Annotated in this window: 22 protein-coding genes; 16 read left to right on the plus strand and 6 right to left on the minus strand. The window is 58.1% G+C overall.

Annotated features, from left to right (window positions below; translation table 11 throughout):
- Positions 1 to 14: 14 nt before the first annotated feature.
- Entirely contained in the window at positions 15 to 1,076 is a 1,062-nt protein-coding gene (ilvC, locus tag ACLPGZ_RS09625) for a ketol-acid reductoisomerase (RefSeq protein WP_223254111.1), read from the minus strand.
- A 74-nt stretch (positions 1,077 to 1,150) separates the two neighbouring features.
- A complete protein-coding gene (locus ACLPGZ_RS09630; RefSeq protein WP_045930481.1) occupies positions 1,151 to 2,056 on the minus strand; it encodes a LysR substrate-binding domain-containing protein in 906 nt (301 codons plus the stop codon).
- Positions 2,057 to 2,225: 169 nt separating this feature from the next.
- On the opposite strand from ACLPGZ_RS09630, the gene ACLPGZ_RS09635 reads away from it, so the two are divergent.
- The 11 genes from ACLPGZ_RS09635 to ACLPGZ_RS09685 all read left to right on the plus strand — a co-directional run bounded on the left by ACLPGZ_RS09635 (position 2,226) and on the right by ACLPGZ_RS09685 (position 13,496).
- Positions 2,226 to 3,065 (plus strand): class II aldolase/adducin family protein, encoded by an 840-nt coding sequence (locus tag ACLPGZ_RS09635; protein ID WP_060186776.1) that lies wholly within the window; start codon positions 2,226 to 2,228, stop codon positions 3,063 to 3,065.
- A gap of 74 nt (positions 3,066 to 3,139) precedes the next feature.
- Positions 3,140 to 4,222, plus strand: coding sequence for a TRAP transporter substrate-binding protein (locus tag ACLPGZ_RS09640; RefSeq protein ID WP_172401126.1), 1,083 nt, complete (start codon positions 3,140 to 3,142; stop codon positions 4,220 to 4,222).
- Between the two features lie 330 nt (positions 4,223 to 4,552).
- The gene (locus ACLPGZ_RS09645) at positions 4,553 to 5,710 is read left to right on the plus strand and encodes an ABC transporter substrate-binding protein (protein ID WP_009461449.1); all 1,158 of its coding nucleotides are present in this window, start codon (positions 4,553 to 4,555) and stop codon (positions 5,708 to 5,710) included.
- Between the two features lie 79 nt (positions 5,711 to 5,789).
- On the plus strand, positions 5,790 to 6,635 hold the full coding sequence (locus ACLPGZ_RS09650; protein WP_021447158.1) for a branched-chain amino acid ABC transporter permease: 846 nt from the start codon (positions 5,790 to 5,792) through the stop codon (positions 6,633 to 6,635).
- Positions 6,632 to 7,612, plus strand: a complete 981-nt coding sequence (locus ACLPGZ_RS09655; RefSeq protein WP_021447157.1) for a branched-chain amino acid ABC transporter permease — start codon at positions 6,632 to 6,634, stop codon at positions 7,610 to 7,612. Before ACLPGZ_RS09650 ends, ACLPGZ_RS09655 begins: the two co-directional genes overlap by 4 nt.
- On the plus strand, positions 7,609 to 9,216 hold the full coding sequence (locus ACLPGZ_RS09660) for an ATP-binding cassette domain-containing protein (protein ID WP_429641156.1): 1,608 nt from the start codon (positions 7,609 to 7,611) through the stop codon (positions 9,214 to 9,216). The genes ACLPGZ_RS09655 and ACLPGZ_RS09660 overlap by 4 nt, the downstream gene beginning before the upstream one ends.
- Positions 9,209 to 10,726 carry a class I adenylate-forming enzyme family protein gene (locus ACLPGZ_RS09665; RefSeq protein ID WP_060186769.1) on the plus strand — a complete coding sequence of 506 codons (1,518 nt, stop codon included), beginning with the start codon at positions 9,209 to 9,211 and terminating at the stop codon, positions 10,724 to 10,726. The genes ACLPGZ_RS09660 and ACLPGZ_RS09665 overlap by 8 nt, the downstream gene beginning before the upstream one ends.
- Positions 10,726 to 11,097, plus strand: coding sequence for a hypothetical protein (locus tag ACLPGZ_RS09670; RefSeq protein WP_021447155.1), 372 nt, complete (start codon positions 10,726 to 10,728; stop codon positions 11,095 to 11,097). The genes ACLPGZ_RS09665 and ACLPGZ_RS09670 overlap by 1 nt, the downstream gene beginning before the upstream one ends.
- A gap of 2 nt (positions 11,098 to 11,099) precedes the next feature.
- On the plus strand, positions 11,100 to 11,900 hold the full coding sequence (locus ACLPGZ_RS09675) for an alpha/beta fold hydrolase (RefSeq protein ID WP_429641158.1): 801 nt from the start codon (positions 11,100 to 11,102) through the stop codon (positions 11,898 to 11,900).
- Positions 11,901 to 11,912: 12 nt separating this feature from the next.
- Positions 11,913 to 12,680: a GntR family transcriptional regulator gene (locus ACLPGZ_RS09680; protein WP_009461466.1), complete on the plus strand. Its 768-nt coding sequence runs from the start codon at positions 11,913 to 11,915 to the stop codon at positions 12,678 to 12,680.
- Between the two features lie 27 nt (positions 12,681 to 12,707).
- The gene (locus ACLPGZ_RS09685; protein WP_429641160.1) at positions 12,708 to 13,496 is read left to right on the plus strand and encodes an enoyl-CoA hydratase/isomerase family protein; all 789 of its coding nucleotides are present in this window, start codon (positions 12,708 to 12,710) and stop codon (positions 13,494 to 13,496) included.
- A gap of 178 nt (positions 13,497 to 13,674) precedes the next feature.
- Here ACLPGZ_RS09685 and ACLPGZ_RS09690 read toward each other — a convergent pair whose 3' ends face one another.
- Genes ACLPGZ_RS09690 through ACLPGZ_RS09700 form a run of 3 tightly spaced genes read right to left on the minus strand, consistent with a single transcriptional unit; the run spans position 13,675 to position 16,193 of the window.
- Positions 13,675 to 14,430: an arylmalonate decarboxylase gene (locus ACLPGZ_RS09690; protein WP_427972495.1), complete on the minus strand. Its 756-nt coding sequence runs from the start codon at positions 14,428 to 14,430 to the stop codon at positions 13,675 to 13,677.
- A 16-nt stretch (positions 14,431 to 14,446) separates the two neighbouring features.
- The gene (locus ACLPGZ_RS09695; protein WP_009461472.1) at positions 14,447 to 15,415 is read right to left on the minus strand and encodes a Bug family tripartite tricarboxylate transporter substrate binding protein; all 969 of its coding nucleotides are present in this window, start codon (positions 15,413 to 15,415) and stop codon (positions 14,447 to 14,449) included.
- Between the two features lie 49 nt (positions 15,416 to 15,464).
- Positions 15,465 to 16,193: a GntR family transcriptional regulator gene (locus tag ACLPGZ_RS09700; RefSeq protein ID WP_026483950.1), complete on the minus strand. Its 729-nt coding sequence runs from the start codon at positions 16,191 to 16,193 to the stop codon at positions 15,465 to 15,467.
- A gap of 206 nt (positions 16,194 to 16,399) precedes the next feature.
- On the opposite strand from ACLPGZ_RS09700, the gene ACLPGZ_RS09705 reads away from it, so the two are divergent.
- A complete protein-coding gene (locus tag ACLPGZ_RS09705) occupies positions 16,400 to 17,326 on the plus strand; it encodes a DMT family transporter (protein WP_239054941.1) in 927 nt (308 codons plus the stop codon).
- Positions 17,327 to 17,354: 28 nt separating this feature from the next.
- On the opposite strand, the gene ACLPGZ_RS09710 is transcribed toward ACLPGZ_RS09705, so the two are convergent.
- Entirely contained in the window at positions 17,355 to 18,236 is an 882-nt protein-coding gene (locus tag ACLPGZ_RS09710) for a LysR family transcriptional regulator (protein ID WP_060186764.1), read from the minus strand.
- A 120-nt stretch (positions 18,237 to 18,356) separates the two neighbouring features.
- Between ACLPGZ_RS09710 and ACLPGZ_RS09715 the strand changes: the two genes are divergently transcribed.
- From ACLPGZ_RS09715 to ACLPGZ_RS09730, 4 genes are read left to right on the plus strand one after another with little or no spacing between them, the layout of a single operon-like run.
- Positions 18,357 to 19,340 (plus strand): ABC transporter substrate-binding protein, encoded by a 984-nt coding sequence (locus ACLPGZ_RS09715; protein WP_115634703.1) that lies wholly within the window; start codon positions 18,357 to 18,359, stop codon positions 19,338 to 19,340.
- An 11-nt stretch (positions 19,341 to 19,351) separates the two neighbouring features.
- A complete protein-coding gene (locus ACLPGZ_RS09720) occupies positions 19,352 to 20,416 on the plus strand; it encodes an ABC transporter ATP-binding protein (protein WP_060186763.1) in 1,065 nt (354 codons plus the stop codon).
- Positions 20,413 to 22,071: an ABC transporter permease gene (locus ACLPGZ_RS09725; protein WP_060186762.1), complete on the plus strand. Its 1,659-nt coding sequence runs from the start codon at positions 20,413 to 20,415 to the stop codon at positions 22,069 to 22,071. The genes ACLPGZ_RS09720 and ACLPGZ_RS09725 overlap by 4 nt, the downstream gene beginning before the upstream one ends.
- Positions 22,068 to 23,294, plus strand: coding sequence for a pyridoxal phosphate-dependent aminotransferase (locus tag ACLPGZ_RS09730; protein WP_239054942.1), 1,227 nt, complete (start codon positions 22,068 to 22,070; stop codon positions 23,292 to 23,294). Before ACLPGZ_RS09725 ends, ACLPGZ_RS09730 begins: the two co-directional genes overlap by 4 nt.
- Positions 23,295 to 23,312 lie beyond the last annotated feature (18 nt).

The following is a 23,312-nucleotide window of genomic DNA, read 5'->3' on the forward strand; positions in this document are numbered from 1 at the left end:
AATGGTGGAAAGGGTCAGGCTACTTTTCGGTCGACCAGCGCCTGGGCGCTGATCCAGGGCATCATGGCGCGCAGCTGTTCGCCGACGATTTCAAGGCGGTGGCGCTGGTTCAGGCGTCGATGGGCATTCAAGGAAGGTTGGCCGGCACGGCTTTCCAGGATGAAATTCTTGGCATAGGTGCCGTCCTGGATGTCGCGCAGCAAGGCTTTCATGGCCTGGCGTGTGTCTTCGGTCACGATGCGTGGACCGGCCTGGTATTCGCCAAACTCGGCATTGTTGGAGATGCTGTAGTTCAGGTTGGCGATGCCACCCTCGTACAGCAGATCCACAATCAGCTTCAGTTCATGCAGGCATTCGAAATAGGCCATTTCTTCGGCATAGCCCGCCTCGACCAAGGTTTCGAATCCACACTTGACCAGATCCACCATGCCGCCACAGAGCACCGCCTGCTCGCCAAACAAATCCGTTTCGGTTTCTTCACGAAAATCGGTTTCGATGACGCCGGAGCGTCCGCCGCCATTGGCGATGGCGTAGGACAAGGCCAAGTCACGAGCCTGGCCGGAACGGTCGGCGTGAATGGCAATCAGGTGGGGGACACCGCCGCCCTCCACATAGGTGGAGCGCACCGTGTGGCCGGGCGCCTTGGGGGCGACCATGATGACGTCCAGATCGTCGCGGGGCTGGATCTGGCCGTAATGGATGTTGAAACCGTGGGCAAAGCCCAGCGTGGCGCCGGGGCGGATATGGGGGGCGACTTCCTGCTCGTAGACGCGGGCAATGTCCTCGTCAGGCAGCAGCATCATCACGATGTCGGCTTGTTGAACGGCAGACGCGATGTCTGCCACAGCCAGACGGGCAATGGCGGCCTTTTGACGCGAGGCACTGTTGGGGCGCAAACCCACGACCACTTCCACGCCAGAATCACGCAGATTCAATGCGTGAGCATGGCCTTGAGAGCCGTAGCCGATGATGGCAACCCGGCGTTGCTGCACCAGGGCCAGATCGCCGTCCTTGTCATAAAACACCTTCATACTGCCTCCTTTTTGTGAGTTCTGTGTTCTGTATACAGAGTTCAGTATTGTGGGGCGATATTCGAGGTGTCAAGGAAAAATTGGCAGGTCGGGGGAAATCCCTAGGACGGAAATTTTGCTTAGCGCATCGGGGTCAGGCTGGCCTCGCGCAGCAGCCATTCACGCAGGTGTTCCACGCGTTTGAGCGTGTCGCGGTGATTGCGGTAGTAGAGAAAATGCATCTCGCGTTGCAGGCTGCGACCATTGGGGGCGGGCAAGACGATCAGTTCCCGATTGTCCAGTTCGCGTTCGGCAAAGCGCTGGGTTTCCAGGCAGACACCCAACTGATCCACCGCTGCTGCAACTGCCATGGCACCGCGGTCAAAGGACAGACGTGGACCGGGGGAGGCGGCCATGCCATTGCTGCCAAACCAGTCAGCCCAGCTGACCGGACTGATGGTGGAATCGATCAAGGGCAAATGCAGGTACCAGGGCTGATGCAGAGCCAGACTGGCATAGAGCTTGGGCGAGCATAAGGGTAATAGCGGTTCAGGGTGCAGCGACTCCACCACCAGCCTAGGGTCGTGGCTGGGGGCATGTCCGTAGCTGATCACGCAGTCAATGTCGGTGGACTGGTGCAGATCGGGCGGTGTGGCGTCCGTACGCAGATGGATGGCCAAGCCGGGATGCTCCCGCATGAAAGCATGCAGACGTGGCCCCAGCCATTTCACGGCCAGGCTGGGTGCACAATGCACGGTCAAGGCGTGCGTACTGGCATTTTCTCCCTGTGTGTCCTCGCAAAGCCGGGCCAGCTTGTCCAGCAAGGGAGTCAGTTCCCGATAGAACTCCTGGCCTTGGCTGTTCAAGCTGACACGCCGGTTGTGACGGACGAACAGGCTGCGTCCCAGATGAGTCTCCAGGCTTTTGACCTGATGGCTGATCGCGGAAGGAGTCAGGTGCAGCTCATCGGCCGCCAGGCTGAAACTCTCCAGCCGGGCGGCCGATTCAAAGGCTCGTAGCCAGGCGAAATTAGGGATGGCTCGCATTAGGGTGCCTTAAACAGGTGAATATTTTTAATCAATAGCTGAAAAAGCTTCGTTTGTCATTCATGGTTTTCGACCTCTACCATGGTTTTACGTTTCACCCGTACGCTGCGCTGGATGGGCTGGCGTGCGGGCAACGCAACATCTTGCCGAACCCGAAGGAGACCTTCCCATGAACGCTAAACCCGATATCAATGAAATTTTGGCCATGACGGGCCGAAAGTCCATTTACCAGCCCGAGCAGCAGGGCCTGATCTATCCCGAAGAGCCCCAGTTTGAGTCTTTTGAAGAAGCGCGCACGCATTTGAAGCAGCGCCTGGTGGCCGCCTGCCGTGCCTTTGCCCTGCATGGTCTGGACTATGGTTTTGCAGGCCATCTGACCATTCGCGACCCCGAGCATCCCAGCCTGTACTGGACCAATCCCATGGCCGTGCACTTTGCCGATGTGAAGGTCTCGAACCTGATTCTGGCGGACCACGAAGGCAAAGTGGTGGAAGGCGATTACGCGGTGAACCGTGCCGGCTTTGTCCTGCATGCTGCGGTTCACGAAGCACATCCCGACATCGTTGCCATGTGCCATGCCCATACGGTTTATGGCACTGCGTTTGCCTCACTGGGCCAGGAAATCCTGCCTATTACGCAGGATGCCGCCGCCTTTTTTGAAGACCATGTTGTCATTCGCGAAGAAGCGGGTCAGGTTGCCGTGGAAACCAAGGCTGGTCACAAAGTGGCTAATGCCTTTGCGGGCGTCAAGGCAGCCATTCACCAGAACCATGGTTTGCTGACGGCCAGCCGTCACAGCATTGAAGCCGCCGCCTTCTGGTTCATTGCGCTGGAACGCTGCTGCCAGCAGCAATTGATGATTGCTGCAACCGGCATGACGCCAACACTGGTGACCCCCGAACGTGCCCGTTACAGCCGTGAGCACGTAGGGAGCGAATACATTGGCTGGCTGCACTTTCAGCCGATCTGGGAAAACCTGTTGCGCACCCAGCCCGATATGTTTGATTGATCCGTCCCGCAAGCAGCTTGATCCGTTGGGGGCAAGCTGCTGACTTTGCATAAATAAAACGAGGAGACACAAGCGTGGAACGACGAGCAATGCTGAAACTGACCGGCCTGGCCGGCATTGTGGCCAGTGGCATGGCCCCTGCGGTCGTCAAGGCGCAAGAGAATTTGCGCTGGCGACTGGCATCGAGCTTTCCCAAGCACCTGGATACGATTTATGGCGGAGGAGAAGTTTTTGCGCAGAAAGTGCGCGAGCTAAGCGATGGCAAGTTCAATATCTCCGTGCATGCGGGTGGGGAGTTGATGCCGGCCATGGGTGTAGTCGATGCGCTGGAACAGAACTCGGTGGAAGCGGCTCACACGGCGCCTTACTATTTCTTTGGCAAGAATGAGGCGTTTGCCTTGAGCTGTGCCATTCCATTTGGCATGAACTCTCGCCAGCTGACGGCCTGGATGTACCACGGCAATGGCTTGAAGCTGACGCGCGACTTTTATGCCAACTACAACATCGTCAACTTCCCCTGTGGCAACAGCGGTGTGCAGATGGGCGGCTGGTTTCGCAAGCAGATCAATACCCCGGAAGATATACGGGGCCTGAAGATTCGGATTGGTGGTTTGCCCGGTAAAGTCATCGAGAAGCTGGGTGGCATTCCGCAAAATATCGCCGGTGGCGAGGTGTATCAGGCACTGGAAAAAGGCGTTATTGATGCCGCCGAGTGGGTGGGACCCTATGACGATTTGCGACTGGGCTTTCACAAGGTCGCGCCCTATTACTATTACCCAGGATGGTGGGAAGGTTCAGTAGGGCTGGATCTGCTGGTCAACAAGAAAGCGTATGACGGTTTGTCGCAGCACTACAAAGATATTGTCTCGGCAGCCAGCACGTATGCGCATCTGGATATGCAGGCGAAATACGATGCCCGTAACCCAGGTGCCCTGAAAGAACTGGTCGGTCAGGGAGCCAAAGTCTTGCCTTTCTCCAAGGAAGTGCTGGATGCCTCATTCAAGGCGAGTGAGGAACTGTATGCTGAACTGAATGCCAGCAATCCGCAATGGCGAACGATTTATGCGGATTATCGGGCGTTCCAAAAGGACGAGCTGCTGTGGTTCCGCTTCGCGGAAGCGCGCTTTGATCAATACATGCAGACCGTGTCTTTATGAATGAGTGGTAGGAGTAGCCGGACCTCGGGGCCGCTTTCTGTTATGGAAAGCGGCTTTTTTTGGTGTCTGGGAGCAGGTGGTTTCAACCCCACTATTTAGCGGAATACATGCCCAGGCCATGATTTTTTTATATAAATATATAGATTAACGTCCGTACAAATAAACCGACAGACTGCGTCGGTGTTTTCCCTTAAATTTAGGCGTATTCCCCTGTGGGTGCTGGTTATAAGGTCATTGTCAATCCATATTTCCATAGACAAGTATCGGCTCCTTATTATATTGTTCGTATCAAACAACAATTATGTCCGGTCAATTAATAGGAGCAGGTCCATGAAAAACGGGATACGGGGTGTACTGGCAGCAGCAGGGATGGTGGCCGCGCTGGGCGCGCAGGCTCAAACGCTCAAGCTGGGTGTGGTAGGAGGCATGACAGGTCCAGGCGCGCCCTGGGGTCTGGCTATTGATGGTGGCGTGAAAATCGCCGTGGATGAAATCAATCAGGCCGGCGGCCTGGAAGTGGGCGACAAGAAGTACAAGGTTGAAGTGCTGACCTACGACGACCACTACAAGGCAGCGGATGCAGTAACCGCCACCAACCGTCTGATCGATCAGGATGAAGTGAAATACATCATCGGCCCGATTGGCTCGGCTTCGGTCATGGCCATGAAGCCGATTACCGAGCGCAACAAGGTCATCATGCTGTCCAACAGCTACTCGACCGAAGTGCTGGATGCGAATACGCAATACATGTTCCGCGTGCTGCCTACGCAGTACGAATACAACCGTCAGCTGATCGGCTGGTTGAAGCAGGAACGCCCCGAGCTGAAGCGTCTGGCGATCCTGTCGCCTAACGATGCCACCGGCTGGAGCACGCAAAAGATCCAGACCGCTGCATACAAGGACGCCGGTTACGACGTGGCTGAAACCAAGTTCTTCGAGCGCTCGCAAAACGATTTCCGCACCTTGCTGACCAGCATTCTGGCCAAGAATGTGGACTTCATCGAGCTGGACACCGTGCCACCTGGCCCGGCCGGGATCGTGATACGTCAGGCACGTGAAATGGGCTTCAAAGGCCAGTTCACCAAGTTTGGCGGCAATAACGTGGCTGAAACCGTGAAGTCTGCCGGTGCGGACAATGCGGAAGGAACCTTGGTGTATTTGTCGGCCGATCCGTCCAGCGAACCGTACCAGAAGCTGAGCCAGGCTTACGCCAAGGTCCACAGCAACAGCATGGATGACTTCGTTTTCTACTTCTACGATGCCACCCGCCTGCTGTTCAAGGCCATTAACGAAGCTGGCACCGTGGACGATACCGATGCCGTGCGTGCCCGCATTGAAGCCAATAGCAGCTTTGACGGTATTCAAGGCGCGATTGTGTGGGGCGGCAAGGATGTCTATGGCGTGAACCACCAGATCGCCACCCCGGCCTACCTGGGTGTGATCGAGGGCGGCAAGGCCAAGGTCATCAACAAGTTCGACGCCCGCTAATTACCGGTTTTGTTTCAGTACGCACTCCGCCACGGCGGTGGAGTGCACCTTGATACGGTTAGCAATTATGCAGATCGCAATGCAAATCGCCATCATCGCCCTGATGTCCACGTTCGTGTATGCCCTGGTTGCCCTGGGTTTCACGCTGGTGTTTGGCATCTTGCGGGTGGTGAACTTCGCTCACGGCGAGTTCTACATGCTGGGCGCTTACGCCATGTATGTGTTTTATGGTCAGTTTGGCTGGCCCTACCTACCCTCTATCGCGGCCGCTGCCGTGCTGGTGGGATTTCTGGGCTTACTGGCTGAACGCGGCCTGTTCCGTCGCTTTGTGGGCGACGAGATGGGCGGCATGATCATGTCCCTGGCTTTGGCGATTACCTTGCAGGCGGGGATCTCGCTGCTGTTCTCGGTGGACGAGCAATCGGTACGCCGTCCGGTGGAAGGTGCCTGGCAAATTGGCCAAGCCTTTTTCGCCAAGGATCAATTGCTGATCGTAGGCATGAGTGTGCTGGCGCTGGCCGCCTTCTATTTTCTGATCGAGCGCACCCGTATCGGCATGACGATACGTGCGGTGGCGCAGGATCGGGAAGTGGCACGTCTGCAAGGCGTCAGTTCCTGGAAGATCATGGCCTTCACCTTTGCCTTGAGCTGCGGCCTGGCCGGTTTGTCGGGCGCCCTGATGGCGCCGGTTTACACCGTGCACCCCTATATGGGCGAAGCCGTGGTGGTGAAAGCCTTCATTATTGTGGTTCTGGGTGGTCTGGGCAGCTTGCCCGGTGCGGTGGTTGCCGCCCTGATTCTGAGTGTTACCGAGGCCGTGGCGTCCACCTTCTATAACGCGACCGTGGCCACCATGTTGTCCTTCCTGATCGTGATGGCCGTGTTGCTGGTCAAACCCAGCGGTTTGATGGGGAAATCGTCATGAGCGCGATCAAAACTGCTTCTTTCTATCCGCGTGATGGCGCCCTGCAATGGGTCTGGCATGCCGTTGTGGTCGCGGTGCTGCTGGGCTGGCCCGTGTGGGCCGGACAGCCTCGCTTTGCCCTGCATCTGGCCATCATGGTGTCGCTGTACGCCTGCCTGGCCATGAGCATGAATTTGGTTTTGCGCATCGGCCAGCTTTCGCTGGCGCATGGTGCCTTGTTCGGGCTGGGGGCGTATGCCTCGGCCATTTTGAGTCGAGATTATGGCTGGTCCTTTCCAGCCGCGTTTTTGGGCGCCGGAGTGCTGACGGCAGCATTAGCTGTGATCACCGGCCCTATTTTTATGCGTATCAAGGGTGTGCATTTCGCACTCTTGACCTTCGCCCTGGGCGAAGCCGTGGTGCTGTGCTTTATCGAGTTCCACGAACTGTTTGGCGGCAATAACGGCTTTGGCCAGATTCCGGCCCTGCAAGCCAGCTTGCCGATTCCTGAAGGGCGTTACGGGGTTTATCTGGTGACGGTCAGCTTTGCCTTGGTGGTGTATTTCGTGCTGCGGGCCTTGTACCGCCGCGAATGGGGCATGGTGGCGGACTCTTTGCATCAGAACGAGCAGTTGGTGCGCTCCGGTGGTTTGAATGTGCTGCGCTTTCGGGTCAGTGTGTTTGTCCTTAGCGCCCTGATTGCCGGCTGGACAGGCAGCTTGTATGCCCACTACCAAGGCTATATCTCGCCTGATTCCTTCGGTTTCTGGACAGCGGTGAATGCCGTCATCATGAATGTGCTGGGTGGTGTGGGTGCCCTGGCTGGTGCCGTGGTGGGGGCCGCAATCCTGATCCCCCTGCCCGAGTTGCTGCGCGACTTGCAGCAGTACCAGCGCCTGATCTATGGCCTGACTTTGATTTTGCTGCTCTTGTTCATGCCGCAAGGTTTGGCGGGTCTGTGGCGTAAGTGGCGCGGCGCGCGCAAGGAGGCAGCATGAGCGTGCAATTGAATGTTCAGGGTCTTAGCCGACATTTTGGTGGGATCCGCGCGGTGGACGAGGTGTCCTTCAGCACGGCTCCCGGTCAGATTACCGGCGTGATCGGCCCCAACGGCGCCGGTAAAACCACGCTGTTCAATCTGATTGCCGGTACGACCAAGCCCAGCGCGGGTGCTGTCACCATGGATGGTGCCGCGATTACGGGTCGCCCGGCCGCGTCCTTGGCGCGCCAGGGTCTGGTGCGTACCTTCCAGATGACGCATGTATTTGCAGGCCACACGGTATTTGAAAACCTGTATCGCGCCGCTCTGTTCCGTCAGTTTCCTTCGCCCTGGTCGCTGTTCAACCCTTGGGGTGTGCGTCGTGGCCGCGAAGAGGCCGCGCGACAGGCAGAACAAGCCTTGGCCTTGATTGGCCTGGAGTCTGTAGCCGATGAGCAGGCCGATTCGCTGGCCTATGGCTTACAGAAGATTTTGGGTGTGGGTATGGCCCTGACAGCCATGCCCCGCCTTCTTTTAATGGATGAGCCCGCTGCTGGCCTGAACCCGGTGGAAACCGTGGCTATGGCCGACCTGATTGAACGCATCCACGCCAGTGGCATTGATGTGGTGGTGGTCGAGCACGATATGGGCCTGGTGATGCGCCTGTGCCAAAAACTGGTGGTGCTGGTTAATGGTCGTTTGCTGGCCGAAGGCCCGACCGCGCAAGTGCGTCAGGACCCGCGGGTGATTGAAGCCTATCTGGGTGCGGATCTGGACAAGGAGCCTGGGCTGGAGCCAGCAGTGGAAGCCCGCGCAGCGCAAAACGGGACGGGACACTCGGCTTCGGTCTCTACAGCTGGTCAGGGAGCTGCCAAGGTCAGCAAGCCTGCGCCCATGCTGGAAATCAAGGACTTGAGCGTGTCCTATGGCGCAGTACGGGCCTTGGACAAGGTCAGTTTTGCGGTGGAAGAAGCCAGTGTGTGCGCCGTGATCGGAGCCAATGGCGCGGGTAAATCGACCCTGATGAAAGCCATTAGCGGTCTGGTGCCGGTTGCTGGGGGAGAAATCCTGCTGGAAGGCCAGCCTATCCAGAACTTGAGTGCAGAACGCCGTGTGAATCTGGGTATTGCCCTGTCTCCTGAAGGCCGTCGCCTGTTCCCGGAACTGACGGTGCGCGAGAACCTCTTGATGGGGGCGTATCTGCGTCGCGATCAGGTCGACATTACGGTGGATCTGGAGCGTATTTATGGCTACTTTCCGCGCCTGTGGGAGCGCGAGCAAAGCCAGGGGCGTCATCTCTCGGGCGGCGAGCAGCAAATGTGCGCGATTGGCCGTGCCTTGATGTCCCGGCCCCGCCTGCTCTTGCTGGATGAACCATCCCTGGGTCTGGCCCCGGCGGTCACCTTGGAAGTGGCCCGTGCAATTCGTCAGATCAGCCAGGACGGCACCACGATTGTGCTGGTGGAGCAGAACGCTCGCCTGGCGCTGAAGTTGTCGAACCATGCTGTGGTGCTGGAAACCGGGCGCTTGAGTCTGGCGGGCGACAGCAAAGACATCATGAATAACCCACAAATTGCAGCAGCCTATCTGGGCCACGCCGCAGAGGCTTCGCATCATGCCTAATATTTACCAGGTCGCCATGTTCAATGCCGAGCGCTACCCCGACAAGGTAGCGGTCTCGGACGAGCGCCAGGCCTTGTCCTTTGGCCAGTTCTGCGCTCGTGCGCGCGCCTTGTCGGCTTATTTGAAAGGTTTGGGCGTACAGCCGGGGGATCGGGTGGCCATCATGACGCCCAATTCCATCGACTATCTGGCCTTGCTGCATGCCACAGCCGTAGGCGGTTTTGCTTTGGTGCCAGTGAACACCCGTTACGGTGCTGCTGAATTGCGCTACTTGCTGGACGATGCCCAGCCCACGGTGTGCATTGTGGACCCGGCCTACCGTCCCTTGCGCGAGCAGATCGAGTCCGAAGGTGGTTTGAACAGTGCCGTGCAGTGGCTGGAGCATTTGCCTGAGGCCTTGCCCGATCACCGTGCGGATGATCCGGTGCAGCACCGCTTTGGACGTGTAGGGGATGAGGATGTAGCCATCATCATGTACACCTCGGGCACGACTTCGGCACCCAAGGGGGCCATGCTGACACACGGCAATTTGTCGGCCAATGCGGTGAACTACATCATGGAGCTAGGCATTGATGCCAACAGCCGCTCCTTGCTGGCGACACCCTTGTTTCACATTGGCGGCTTCGGGGTGGTGAATGGCCCCATTCTGTATGCCGGTGGCAGCTTGCACGTGGTGCCGCGTTTCGAGGCCGATGCCGTCATGGACGCGCTGCGTCTGTACCAGCCTACGCATGTGTTCCTGTTGTCGGCTATGTGGGTAGGCTTGACCGATCACCCTGAGTTTAAAGAGCTGTCCCTGCCCGGTGCCCAGTTTGTGCAAACTGCGGCTGCGCCTTTGGGCCAGTGGCGTCAGGACTTGATCCGAACCGTGTTTCCCAATGCTGAATTCAGCTGGGGCTTTGGCATGACGGAAAGCTGTGTCACCACCATCAAGAATCGCTACACGCAGGAGATTCTGGAGCATCCCGGTTCCATCGGCTACCTGTGGCGGCATGTGCAGTATCGGCTGGTTGATGCCGATGGCAAGGTGCTGCCTGATCAGCGCGGGCCGGGTGAAATGCAGGTGCGTGGCCCGACTGTGTTCAAAGGCTATTGGCGGCAGCCCGAGCTGACCGCCCAGGTGCTGGATGCCGATGGCTGGCTGCACACGGGCGATTTGATTCGGGTGGACGATGAAGGCTTTGCCTATTTCATGGGCCGCAGCAAAGATATGATCAAGACAGGTGGCGAGAACGTGGCCGCGCTGGAAGTGGAAAACTGTCTGGCCAGCCACACCGATGTGCGCGAGGCCGCCGCCTTTGGCCTGCCCCACGAGTATTGGGGCGAAGAGCTGGTTGCTGCGATTGTGCCCGCCAATGGTCGTGAGCCGGATGTGGAAGTGCTGCGCGAGTTTTGCCGGGAAAAACTGTCCGGCTTTAAAGTACCCAAACGCATCTTTATTGTGGATTCCCTGCCCCAGTCCTCGTCGGGCAAAGTGCAGAAGTTCCTTCTTCGACAAAGGTATGTCTGATGCTGACGTCTTTATCTCTGTTTGACCCTGCCGTGCTGGCTGCCTGGGCCAAGCGCGCCCGCGCCGATGATTTTGTACGGCAGCACAGTGTTCTGGCCGATGTTTGCGTGGCGCTGCGCAATACCGACACCGGCGAGCATAGTTGGCTGGCCGTGTCAGAACAGGATGTGCAGGCGGGCACCGGCCCGCGCGAGGTGCCGTTCTGGCTGGAAGGCGATAGTGCTGCTTTTGCGGATCTGGCCCAGGGCTTTCCATTTAACCGCTTGGTGCGTCAGCACCGTCTGGTTGTGGGAGGCGATTTGCGCGCCTGCGTGCAGAACTGGATGTTGTTGTACGCCCTGACCCGTCTGACGGGCGAGCTGGAGGTCTGAGCATGCCTTATGTGACAACTGCGGATGGTATCCGCGCCTATTACGATCTGGCCGGTTCCGGTCCGGCCTTGGTGATGGTGCACGGCGCCAGTCAGGACAGCCTGTCCTGGCAATATGTGCTGGACCACTTTGCGCCCTTTTATACGGTGTATGCCCTGGATTTGCCCGGTCACGGCAAGAGCGGCATGCCATTGGGTGGACCTCATACCGCCACCCCGCAAAACGCTCAGTATCTGCTGCAATTTCTGGATGCGGCGGGTATTCAGAATCCGGTCCTGATGGGGCACTCCATGGGCGGGGGCGTTGTTGCCCAGGCCGCTGCCATGGCGCCCGAGCGTATTCGTGGCCTGGTGCTGGTCGATGGCGCTTCGGTGAACGTAGTGAAATCTTCCGGCTATAACCCGCGCATTCTGGAGATGGCGCGTATCAATCCGGGCGACTGGTTTGAAGTGACCTTTCGCACCTTGATGGGCACCTTGTCCGACCCGGCCCGTGCGCTGGAAGTGGTGACGGATGCCCGTCGTTGCATTCCGGCGGTGGCCTTTGCGGATATCTGCGCTTTTGGTGGTTTTCGCATGGAACAGATTCTGGACGATATCCGCTGCCCGGTGGTGATCGTGGAAGGCAGCGAGGACTGGTCCGTGCCGCCAGAGTCCGCCAGCGAGGTCGAACGCTTGCTGCGAGAAGGCAAAGTTCCGGTGGAATATATAGAATGGCCGGGCATCGGGCATTTTCCCCAAAGTGAATGTCCTGAGCAGTTCACCCGCGACACCCTGGCTGCGATGCGCCGCCTGTCTCTTTAAGCTGAAAACCGTATGGCAAACACCGAATCCCAGTCCAGCGCCAAGCCAACCCTGTATCAGAACATGAGCGATCGCTTGTTGGAGTTGATCCGTTCGGGCCATTACCCCGTCGGCTCCAAGCTGCCCACCGAGATGGAGCTTTGCGAGATGTATGGGGTAGGTCGGCACACGGCGCGTGAAGCCATACGCAAGCTGACCGATCTGGGTTTGATCGAGCGGCGTCGCCGTGCCGGTACCACCGTGATACGCCAGCATCCCAAGCCGCAGTTTGGTCTGGCGCTGGATACCACGGACCAGTTGCAGCGCTATCTGGAATTTACCGATCTGCACGTGCATAAAAAGGCGGTCTGTGTGGACAAGCAGCCGCCTGAAACCGCGCTGGACGGTGAGCCTGCGGATTGGGTGAAGGTGGAAACCTACCGCAGTGTGCCGGGCAGCAAGCGCGGCATTTCCTGGACAGATATTTATCTGCGCAAGGAATACCAGGCGGTAGCTGACCTGATTTCGACCCAGCCTGGCGGTGTGTATCCGCTGTTGGAGGAGCACTGTGGCGAAGTGGTGGAAACGATCGAGATGGAAATCTCCGCCTCGCGCTTTCCCCCGCATGTTGCCCGCTTTCTGGGCTACGAGGACTCAGACCCGGCGCTGCTGATTATCCGTACCTTCCGCAATCTGGCGGGCAAGGTCATGGAAGTGGCGGTCAGCTTTTACCCACCTTATGAATTCCGCTACGTCACGCGCCTGTCGCGCAGTGATGGGAGCCACCGCTCGCAGAGCTGATTTTTCCGAACCTTTGGGGAGACATTCATGAAACGCAAATATGGCCGCAGTGTGACGGTCAAGGTGACGGGCGACCATGCGCTGGTGCGCTTTGATCGCGGCGTGAACCGTAATGCTATTGATCAGGACACCTTGCTGGCCCTGACGCAGGTGGCGCAAGACCTGGCCTTGTCGCTGGAGATTCACATCGTGGTGCTGACCGGGGCCAAGGACATTTTCTCGGCCGGGATTGATCTGAAAGACCCGCAAAAGTGGAACGATGAACAGGCTGGTTTGCTGGAGCGTCGGGATGTGGCCCAGCGTGGTGCGCGTTTGTGCCGTTTGTGGGAAGAGCTGCCACAGCTGACCATTGCCGCCATTGAAGGCGCAGCCGTGGGTGGTTCGGTTGCTCTGGCGCTGGCGTGTGATTGGCGTGTGGCATCGCAGTCATCCTTTCTGTATCTACCTGAAGCCAAGGTGGGCCTGAACATGGGCTGGGGTGCCATTCCACGCATGGTGAACATGCTGGGTGCCGCTCGCACCAAACGTGCCATCTTGCTGGCCGAACGCTTCGGTGCTGAACAGGCGCTGGACTGGGGTCTGCTGGATGAGGTCTGCGAACCCGGTCAGGCCGTGGCGGTGGCACAGTCTTTGGCCAAGCGGGCTTCGGAGTCGCCTGCCGCGATTATCCGCATGACCAAGGAGTCGGTGAATCAGGTCGCCAATGCCTTGAACCGTCTGGGCATTTATATGGATGCCGATCAGGCGCTGGTGTGTCGCGACAGTGTAGAAGGAGCCCAGGCGCGTGCGGGTTTTTTGTCCGCTGGTCGAGCCTAGATAAAACGGCTCTGCTTGGGGGCGGTCAGCGGACCGGCGACCAGGGCGGGAGAAGGTATTTTGTCGGACCGCGCTTGAGCGCACTGCGGGCACAATCTGCCTGGCGTTAGTGTGCGCAAATAGTGTGTTACGTGCCCCTATCCGCGTTTGCGGACAAGGGGCTATCTACATCGAGGGATCAGGCGGTTTGACGCTCTTGTGCCAGTCGTCCCATCCCCTGCGGAAATAAATCCAGCCCAGCCGTCGCCACCAGATCCCAGAAGCCAGCAGGCGAGCTGGACACAACAGTGACGCCCAGCTTGTCCTCGACCTGACGCACGGCTTCCAGCGATACCAGGCCGCCGCAAGACAGCAGCAAACCTTGTGCCTGACCGGGGGCCTGCTCTTGGGCGATGTCCCACGTCTTCAGACACAGGTCTACCAGCTCCTGCGTGCTGATTTTCGACATGGCCGTGACGTCATTAACGCCCAGTCCATAAGCGCAGACGGCCTGGATCTGGTTCTGGTCCAGAAATCGGACCAGGCGCTGGTTTACGTCATCAATATAGGACGAGGCCACCGCTACCCGTTCGATGCCGCTGACACGCAGACCGCGCAAGATGGCATGGCTCATGGTGGAGCATGGCAAGCCGGTGGATTCGCGCAGACGTGCCACCAGCTCTTCGTTAAAGTCCGAGCCGCGGTAAAAGCTCAGCGATGTTCCCATCAGGGACACGGCCCGGGCGCCACGGGCAGCCAGTTTCTGGGCTGCTTCCACCACCTGGTCGATAACCTGGTCATAGCCTTCCTTGTCCACCGAACTGAGCGCCAGACCTTGGGCGATGAAATCGATTTCCGGGTACATTTCCGGACCTTCCGGAGGCACCAGACCGGCGGCTGGCGGCACGATCAGGCCAAGTACGGGGCGCTGGGCGCCAGAGTTGTCAGTCGTCATAACTTAGCTGCTTATTTCATTGTTTAAAGTCGAGTTGGGCGGTCTTGATGACATTGGCCCAGCGTTCTGTTTCTTCACCCAGCCATTTTTCGGTGGCCTGGGCATCTTGATAACCGGCTACCGAGCCTTGGGCCAGGAAGGCATCCTGTACTTGCTTTTGCTGCATGCTGTTTTCCAAGGCCTTGCTGACGGTGGCGATCAAAGCCGGGTCCACGTTTTGTGGGGCCAGCATGAACAGTGACGGTGTCACGCTATAGCCAGGAATGGTTTCCGAGACGCTGGGCAGATCGGGCATGCCGGGGAAGCGGCGCTCGGACAAGGTGGCCAGCAGACGAATGCGGCCGGAGTTGGCCAGGCCGATCGAGGAAGCCAGGCTGGCAAAAGACATGGACACTTCACCGGAGGCCAGAGCCTGACTGGCGGGAGCGCCACCGCGGTAAGGAACGTGCACCAGTTCGGTTTTGGTCTGCAAGGCGAACAGTTCACCGCCCAGATGGTGCACCGAGCCTACGCCCACCGAGGCGAAGGTTTCTGTTTGAGGGGGCGCCTTGCGGATGGCCTCGATCAATTCGGCCACGGTTTTGACAGGGCTGTCACCCGGAACGGCCAGCGCCAGATCAGACTGGCCCACCATACCGATAGGGGCAAAGTCTCGTTGCAAGTCGTAGCGCAGCGCCGGGTAAATATACGGAGCGACCAGCAAGGAGGTATCGGCAAACAGCAGCGTGTTGCCATCGGCCTGGGATTTGGATACGTAGTCGGCAGAAATGGTGCCGCCTGCGCCGGATTTGTTTTCCACAATTACGGTGCGGTCTAGCTCCTTGCTTAGCGCCTGAGCGGTGACGCGGGCCAGGGTGTCGACCCCGCCGCCAGGGGCAAAACCCACGACAAGGCGAATGGGTTCGGCAGCGTGTAAAGCGGCCACAGGGCTTAATGTCAGGGCGAGCGCAGCCAGCGCACGCCGTGTGAAACGGCTTGCAAACATGAGAAAGTCTCCTCGGTATGAGTGGTAGTTTTTTTAGCTAATTATTAATTCAGTGCCGCATATAAAACCCGGCTAAAGGGTTGAGCTGGGCGTTTAGCCAGCTATAGCGCTCGCGCTTGTCGAACTCCCATTTTTCAGGATGGGCCTGGGCGACACGGCGCAGGGATTCGGCTCCGGACAGCACATGGCTGGCCGCGGCTTGCATGGCGCTGGGGCCGTCGCGTTGGGCCAGTGCCTGGGTCAGTGCCTGATGTTCATGCCAGGACTGCTCCATGCGGTTTTCCTGATCCAGATGGCGGTGGCGGTAAGGGTTGGTCAGACGGCGCAGGTGTTCAATTTGCTGCACCATGAAGGTATTTCCGGCAATGCTGTGAATCAGGGCGTGCAATTCGGCGTTGTACGTGGCGTAATCAGCCAGGCTTTTTTCTTGCAGGGCCTTGGCACCGCGCTTTTGCAAACGCTCCAGTTCGCGAATCTGGGCATTGCTGATGCGGTAGGCCGCCAGCTGGGTACAGGCGCCTTCCAGCAGGGCCAGGGTTTCCAGCATTTCTTCCAGCTCTTCAATCGTGTGCTGGGTGACAAAAATACCGGCTCGGGGGGCAATGCGCACTTGTCCGGTGGCTGCCAACTGCAACAAGGCTTCGCGTACCGGGGTGCGTGAAACCCGGAAAAAAGTGCACAGCAAGGATTCATCAATGGCGCTGCCCGGCGGCAGATCACCGCTGGCAATGCGGTGCTCCAGTTCGATTCGTACCCGGTCGGTATTGCTAAGCGTCATGTCTGTCTCCCAAGCCTTTTCCTGTTTTTTAGGCTTAAATGATTCTAGGGAGGGGTTTTTGATATATCAATTAAGGCTTATCCGAGGGTAAAGAAAGTTTTGCCCCGTTTTGATTCGGAGAAATTTCACGGATAATCATTTTTTGCGCCCCCTCTGGCCCCGTTCGGTCATAGAGGAAAGCACGCTATTTTTCGGATAAAAAAACCATGAGCGAAGAACGTAAACCGCTGGATGCATTGGCCAGCGGCGCCATGCTGGTCCTGTGCCTGATCTGGAGCTTTCAGCAGATTTTGCTCAAGGCCACGGCCAATGACATGGCGCCTATTTTTCAGATCGGTTTGCGCTCGGGTGTGGCTTGTGTGTTGGTGGCTTTGCTGGTTCTGGTGCGCACGCACAAGCTGGCCTTTACAGAAGGGGCCTGGAAGCCGGGGCTGATGGCCGGCTTGCTGTTTGCGCTGGAGTATTTGCTGCTGGGTGAGAGCCTGCGCTTTACCTCGGCAGCGCACGTGGTGGTGTTTTTATATACCGCTCCTGTGTTTGCGGCTTTGGGCCTGCATATTCTCTTGCCGTCCGAGCGTCTGGCCCGCTTGCAATGGGTGGGGATCGGGCTGGCGGTGGCGGGCATTGCCATTACCTTTCTGGGGCCGGCCAGTATGGACGGGGCCAATCTGGGCCGCATGTTGATCGGGGATTTGATGGCCTTGGCCGCCGGAGCCTTGTGGGGCTTTACCACCGTGCTGATTCGTAGCACGCGCCTGTCTGCCGTCCTGCCCTCGGAAGCTTTGCTGTATCAGCTGTTCAGCGCTTTTGTGATTTTGATGGTGGCCGCTGTCGTGACCGGGCAAACCGATATTCATTGGTCAGGCTTGTTGGGCGCCAGCCTGGTGTTCCAGTCTGTGGTGGTGGCGTTCTTGAGCTTTCTGGTCTGGTTCTGGTTGCTGCGTCAGTATCAGGCGTCGCGGCTGGGGGTGTTCTCCTTTGCCACTCCCTTGTTCGGTGTTTTATTCGGCGCTTTCCTGCTGGGCGAGGCCATAGAACCCCGTTTTGTGATGGGCGCTTTACTGGTGTTGATGGGCATTACCCTGGTCAGCGCCTATAGCTGGATCAGTCAGCTGCGACGTCGCAGAGCTTGACTGAATCAGCGAGATGACGCGAATGGCCTCAAGGCGCAATGCGTTGTCGCAAGCTGCTTTTCAACCATCGGCAAAACTGGCGGGCCTCACTTTGCTGGGGTGATTGTGCGTTGACATAGGCCATGTAGGTCGCGCCTGTGGCCACTTGGCCAGGGCCGACTTCCCGCAGGACGCCATCGCGTAGATGGTCCATCACCAGTAAACGCGGCACAACCAGAAATCCGGAGCCGGCAATGGCCCCGGCAATCGCGAAAAACAGGTGATCGTAGGTGGCGCTCATCAGTAGCCGCGAAGGCTCAATACCCTGATCCAAAGCCCATAAACCCAACATGTCCGGTCGTGAGCGCGCGGTCACCATAGGCCAGTGTTCCCAGGCCTGCCCGCTGTGCTGCTGGATCAAGGCAGGTGCTGCCACGCATACCAGCTCTTCGCGTATGAGCTCCCAGCTTTCGCTGTCGGGCAGGCTCAAGTCACGGCTGATCAACACATCAAACTCTTCATTAGGACGGGGTGGCGACAGATTGGTGATCAGATCAATTTGCATATGGTGCTGGGCGGTGAACTGGCCAAGCATGGGCACCAGCACCGTCATTGAAAAGCTGGGCATGGAGGTGCGGACTCTCAGCCGTTCGTGCTGATCCTGTTGATGGGTGATTTGCTGAATGGCCATCTCCAGGGTGGCCATGGCATCTTTGACCGTGTCATACAGCTGCAAGCCGGCGGCCGTCAGCTCAATATAGGGGCCGCGTCGAATGAACAGGGCCTGCTTGCTGACTTTTTCCAGGGTGGCGATATGCCGGCTGACTGCGCTTTGGGTGATCCCCAGGCTTTGGGCTGCACGGGTGAAATTGCCTTGTCGGCCCACCGCGACAAATACGCGCAGGGGGACCAGAGGAATATTCTCAAGCATGATTAAAACTCATGATAGGGCCACGCTTAACAGGGGGTGGGTGTAGGGTGTAACAGAACGGTCATCTAAGATAAATACCATGATTTTCATGCAATTTTATTGAAATTACAGGAAATAATCATGCAAAACCGTTTCCCTTATCTATCCGCTTTGCTCATGCTTTCCTGCCTGGCTACGGGGGCTGCCAAGGCGGATGAAGTGGTGTTGTACTCCTCCAATAACATCGATGTGGTGAACACGGTGATTGAGCAGTTCCGTCAGGTCCACCCCGAGATATCGGTGTCTGTGGTGCGGGCGGGTTCCGGTGCCCTGATGCAGCGTATCAAGGCCGAAGCAGAGCAACCTCTGGGCGATTTGTTCTGGTCCGGCGGGTTTTCTACCTTGTCGCAGTATGCCGAGTACCTGGCGCCCTATTCGTCGTCCGAGGCCAGTGCTGTAGGTGCCCAGTATCAGGGAGCTGAGCAACGTTGGTTGGGTACCAATACCCATGTCACGGTGTTGATGCTTAACGAGCGGCAGTTGGGCAAACTCAAGGCGCCTGACAGCTGGGCGGATCTGGCTGATCCGGCCTGGAAGGGCAAGATCGTGATTCCAGATCCGGAGCGCAGCAGCTCTTCTTATGTTGCCTTGTATGGCCTGCAGGATTTGATGGGCCAGGAGGTGTTTGAGAAGGTTGTGCGCAATGCAGTGGTGGTCGGAACCACCTCCGGTGCCTACGAGGGCGTTGCCAATGGCGAGTTCGCGGTTGCGGTAACGATGGAATATGCCGCCTATCAATATGTGGCCGGTGGTCTGGATACGATTGACCTGGTCTACCCCAAAGAGGGCACTTTCCTGTCGCCGGAAGGCATGGCCTTGATCAAGGGCGGGCGTAACCCCGAATCCGCTCGCAAGCTGTATGACTTCCTTGCCTCCCGCCCTGCGCAGGAAGAGGTATTCAAAAGCGCGTTCCGCCGCCCTTTACGCAGCGATATTGCCGTCAATACGCTGACAAGCTTGCCTGCCATGGATCAGATCCGTGTGCATGCGCTGGATGATGATCGTATGGGTGCGGATCGTGAAGCCTTCCTGGCACGTTGGCGTGCACTGGTTTCCCAGCGCTAGGCGGGACTGGTATGCAGATACATCTATCAGGTATTGAGCAAAGCTACGGTTCACAGACTTTGTTTCACGGCTTGGATCTGGACATCCCCAGTGGCTCCTTGTTTACCCTGCTGGGGCCATCGGGCTGTGGCAAGACGACCTTGCTACGCATGTTGGCCGGGTTTGTGCGCCCTGATCATGGCAAGGTGCTGTTCGGCCAAACAGACATGACGCGAGTGCCTGTGCACAAACGCAATGTGGGCATGGTGTTTCAGGATTACGCGCTGTTTCCGGATCGCAGCGTGCTGGATAACGTCAGCTACGGTTTGCTGGCGCGTGGCCAGTCTCGCTCCCAGGCTCGTGTCCCCGCTTTGGAAATGCTGGCGCGCGTGGGCTTGAAGGACAAGTCAGATGCTTTGCCGTCCGCCTTGTCCGGTGGGCAGCGACAGCGAGTGGCCATGGCACGCGCTTTGGTGATCAAGCCCGATCTGCTCTTGCTGGATGAGCCCTTGTCTGCCCTGGATGCAAAGCTGCGCACCGATCTGCGCGAGATGCTGCGGGACCTGCAGCAGGAAGCCGGCATCACTACTGTGTTTGTGACGCATGATCAGGAAGAAGCGCTGAGCGTGTCTGATTACATTGCCGTCATGGATCGGGGCTGCGTCCGCCAGGTCGGGACGCCCGAGCAGATCTACCGCTGCCCTGACAACAGCTTTGTGGCTGATTTTGTGGGAGGGGCCAATCTGATCGAGCTGCAGGAGGAGCTCGGCCAGGCTGCAGATGGCTGCCGCCGGTTCCGTACGGCGGGGGGCATTGTGCGTATTCAGTCTGTCGGACGTTTTACCGAGCGGACGATGTTGGCCTTGCGGCCTGAAACTCTGAGTGTGGATGCTGTGCGCCCGCTGGGCGAGGGTGACATTGCGGCGCGGATTGAGAGCGTGGATTACCGGGGTCCCAGCACGGCTTATCAATTGCGCACGGAGTTCGGTTTCCTGAGGGCAGTGGTCTGGAATACCGGTGTCAGTCAGAGTTGGGCCCGGGGCGATGCGGTGGTATTGCGCGTTCCCGAATCGGCTCTCTTGGTGGAGCGCACATGATGCTGGGTTCTTTGCGACGCGATCCAGCTTGGCTGATGCTGGCCCTGGGTGCAGTGGCTTTGCTGGGCTACTTTTTGCTATGGCCAGTCCTGTCCATGCTGACCAGCTCCCTGTTCAACAAGGAAGGTCAGTTTGGTTTGCACGGCTACGTGCAGTTTTTCTCCGAGCCTGCTTATCGGGAGAGTTTGTTCAACACCTTGTGGCTGGGTGGGGCCGTAACCGTGTTTAGCCTGGTGCTTGGCGCTGGTTTGGCTCTGGCTGCGGCTCGTTTTTCCTTCCCCTTGGCTACTTGCCTGGGCGTCTTGCCTTTGCTGACCTTGGTCATTCCGGACGTGGTGGTTGCAGCAGCCTGGATTGTGGTGCTGGGTAAACAAGGCGTGCTCAATAGTGTGCTGGCTCCTTTGGGCCTGGAGCTGCCTTCTTTGTATTCGTGGTGGGGTCTGGTGTTTGTGATGACCTTGAACAACTACGTGTACGCCTATGTCGCTGTGCTGGTAGGGTTGAAGTCCATGGACCGTAATCTGGAGGAAGCGGGGCTTAGTCTGGGTAGCTCCCCGGCTCGCACCTTGCGCACGGTGACCTTTCCTTTGATGATGCCGGCTTTATGCGGTGCAGCGGTGCTGGTCTTCATGCACGTTATTGGGGATTTTGGCGTGCCGGCCATTTTGGGAGCCCGTACCCCCGTGCTGGCGGTCAAGACTTATAACGAATTTGTCAGCGAAATGGGCGGTAACCCGCAAATGCAGACCACCATGGCTTCTTTGCTGGTGTTTCTGGGCCTGGCCTTGCTGCTGATTCAAAAGTGGGTTGTAGCCCGACGCACCTACCAGATGGAGTCTGGACGAGCTCCGGAGCGCGTGCCCTTGCGTGCCTGGCAGGCCGCTGTGTGCGCCTCTTTAGTATCGATCCTGATTGTGTTGTCGGTGCTACCCGTGATGGTGGTGATTGTCACTGCATTTACGCCCTCTATTGGACCGGTGCTGAAGTATGGCGGCTTTACCTTGAGCCATATGCAGCAAGCTCTGGTGCAGGCACCCGGGCCTTTGTACAACTCCTTGTTGCTGGGCGCCGCAGCGACCAGTGCCGGTGCCGTATTTTCCATCGTGGCCGCCTATCTGATCGTAAAGCGTCCTTCCGGTCTAAGTACAGGTCTGGATGTGCTGGTCATGTTGCCCTTGACGATTGCGGGCACCGTATTGGGCATTGCCTTGATTAATGTGTTTAACAGTGGCTGGCTGGTGCTGACCGGCAGTTGGGTCATTATGGCGCTGGCTTACTTTTTACGCCGGGTGCCCACCAGTGTGCGTGCAGCCATGGGACCTTTACATAACTTGCGTAGCTCCATCGAAGAGGCTTCCATCAGCCTGGGCGTAGCGCCGATGCCAACCTTTGCGAAGGTCGTTTTGCCGGTGGTATGGCCTGCCGTAATTGCCGCCACGGTGTTGATGTGGATCACGACTCTGTCGGAATTATCCGCCACGGTGGTTCTGTATTTTGGCGGGATGAGCACCCTGCCTATCGAGGTTTTTCAATTGGTGGACAGTGGGCGTTTGGCACAGGCCAGTGCATATAGCCTGGTGCTGTTGATGGCGATATTTTTGCCGTTGCTGCTGACCCGTTTCATTTTCAAAGTAAAAGTAGGATGGACACAATGAGCTCTGTGCAATGTCAGGAAGAGATCGCGCTAGCCCAGCGCGTGTTGGGAGCCAAGGCATCGGCCACCAAAGAGATGACGCGTCTGGCCAATCAAATGCGGCAACAGGGGCAGTCTGTGATTACCCTCAGTCAAGGCGAGCCGGACTTTGCGACCCCCGAGCATGTGCGTCAGGCGGCTAAAGAAGCAATTGATCGTAATGAGTCCCGCTATACCGAGGTCGCTGGCACCCTGGCCCTGCGTGAGGCCGTGGTGCGCAAGTTCGAGCGTGACAATGGCCTGCACTTCAGCCCCGATCAGATCCAGGTGGGCTGCGGGGCCAAGCAAGCCTTGTATAACGCCTTGCAGGCCACGGTGCAGGACGGGGATGAGGTCATTATCCCTACCCCTGCCTGGGTTTCCTATCCTGAAATGGTCTTGTTGGCAGGTGGCCAGCCGGTCATTGTGCGTTGCAGTGCACAAGCCGGTTTCAAGCTGCAAGCCGATCAGCTTGAACGCGCCATCACCCCCCGTACCAAATGGCTGATGCTCAATTCTCCATCCAATCCCAGTGGTGCCGTGTATTCACGTCAGGAACTGGAAGCGTTGGAGCAAGTGCTGTTGCGCCATCCGCATGTCTGGGTGATGGCTGATGATGTATACGAAAAAATCCGCTATAGCGACGAACCCTTTGCCACGCCTGCCGCCTTGTCCCCGTACATGGCAGCGCGCACATTGACCATCAATGGTGTCTCCAAGGCCTACGCGATGACCGGCTGGCGGGTGGGGTTCGCCGCTGGTCCGCTGCCTTTGATCAAGGCCATGAATCTGGTGCAGTCGCAAGCGACCTCTCATACCAGCTCCATTAGTCAGGCAGCGGCCGTGGCTGCACTGGATGGCCCCATGGATTTTCTGCCTGAGTTTGTGGAAGCGTTTCGCCGACGCCGTGACAAGGTGGTGGCGGCGCTCAATGCCATGCCGGGGATTGAGTGCGATCTTCCCATGGGCGCGTTTTACGTGTTTCCCAGCTGTCAGGGCGTATTGGGTTTGCGAGACCCTTCCGGTCAGTTGATCAGTACCGACAAGGATCTGTGCATGTACTTCCTGCGCAGTGCAGGGGTGGCTGTGGTACCAGGGTCGGCATTTGAACTACCCGGTCACTTCCGGGTGTCTTATGCCTCCAGCGATCAGGAGCTGGAGGAGGCGATGAGCCGCATTGCCCAAGCCATTGCTCGACTGAGCTGATCCCCTTACGGAGAAATA

It is taken from the genome of Alcaligenes sp. Me129, from assembly GCF_050487245.1.
GTDB lineage: Bacteria > Pseudomonadota > Gammaproteobacteria > Burkholderiales > Burkholderiaceae_B > Alcaligenes > Alcaligenes phenolicus.

Bases quoted from the DNA above. Each gene is read 5' to 3' on its own strand.
- ACLPGZ_RS09690 (WP_427972495.1), bottom strand. From the start codon at position 14,430: ATGACGACTGACAACTCTGGCGCCCAGCGCCCCGTACTTGGCCTGATC.
- ACLPGZ_RS09725 (WP_060186762.1), top strand. From the start codon at position 20,413: ATGATGCTGGGTTCTTTGCGACGCGATCCAGCTTGGCTGATGCTGGCC.
- ACLPGZ_RS09685 (WP_429641160.1), top strand. From the start codon at position 12,708: ATGAAACGCAAATATGGCCGCAGTGTGACGGTCAAGGTGACGGGCGAC.
- ACLPGZ_RS09705 (WP_239054941.1), top strand. From the start codon at position 16,400: ATGAGCGAAGAACGTAAACCGCTGGATGCATTGGCCAGCGGCGCCATG.
- ACLPGZ_RS09680 (WP_009461466.1), top strand. From the start codon at position 11,913: ATGGCAAACACCGAATCCCAGTCCAGCGCCAAGCCAACCCTGTATCAG.
- ACLPGZ_RS09730 (WP_239054942.1), top strand. From the start codon at position 22,068: ATGAGCTCTGTGCAATGTCAGGAAGAGATCGCGCTAGCCCAGCGCGTG.
- ACLPGZ_RS09660 (WP_429641156.1), top strand. From the start codon at position 7,609: ATGAGCGTGCAATTGAATGTTCAGGGTCTTAGCCGACATTTTGGTGGG.
- ACLPGZ_RS09720 (WP_060186763.1), top strand. From the start codon at position 19,352: ATGCAGATACATCTATCAGGTATTGAGCAAAGCTACGGTTCACAGACT.
- ACLPGZ_RS09675 (WP_429641158.1), top strand. From the start codon at position 11,100: ATGCCTTATGTGACAACTGCGGATGGTATCCGCGCCTATTACGATCTG.
- ACLPGZ_RS09710 (WP_060186764.1), bottom strand. From the start codon at position 18,236: ATGCTTGAGAATATTCCTCTGGTCCCCCTGCGCGTATTTGTCGCGGTG.
- ACLPGZ_RS09645 (WP_009461449.1), top strand. From the start codon at position 4,553: ATGAAAAACGGGATACGGGGTGTACTGGCAGCAGCAGGGATGGTGGCC.
- ACLPGZ_RS09665 (WP_060186769.1), top strand. From the start codon at position 9,209: ATGCCTAATATTTACCAGGTCGCCATGTTCAATGCCGAGCGCTACCCC.
- ACLPGZ_RS09650 (WP_021447158.1), top strand. From the start codon at position 5,790: ATGCAAATCGCCATCATCGCCCTGATGTCCACGTTCGTGTATGCCCTG.
- ACLPGZ_RS09700 (WP_026483950.1), bottom strand. From the start codon at position 16,193: ATGACGCTTAGCAATACCGACCGGGTACGAATCGAACTGGAGCACCGC.
- ACLPGZ_RS09635 (WP_060186776.1), top strand. From the start codon at position 2,226: ATGAACGCTAAACCCGATATCAATGAAATTTTGGCCATGACGGGCCGA.
- ACLPGZ_RS09630 (WP_045930481.1), bottom strand. From the start codon at position 2,056: ATGCGAGCCATCCCTAATTTCGCCTGGCTACGAGCCTTTGAATCGGCC.
- ACLPGZ_RS09715 (WP_115634703.1), top strand. From the start codon at position 18,357: ATGCAAAACCGTTTCCCTTATCTATCCGCTTTGCTCATGCTTTCCTGC.
- ACLPGZ_RS09655 (WP_021447157.1), top strand. From the start codon at position 6,632: ATGAGCGCGATCAAAACTGCTTCTTTCTATCCGCGTGATGGCGCCCTG.
- ACLPGZ_RS09670 (WP_021447155.1), top strand. From the start codon at position 10,726: ATGCTGACGTCTTTATCTCTGTTTGACCCTGCCGTGCTGGCTGCCTGG.
- ACLPGZ_RS09695 (WP_009461472.1), bottom strand. From the start codon at position 15,415: ATGTTTGCAAGCCGTTTCACACGGCGTGCGCTGGCTGCGCTCGCCCTG.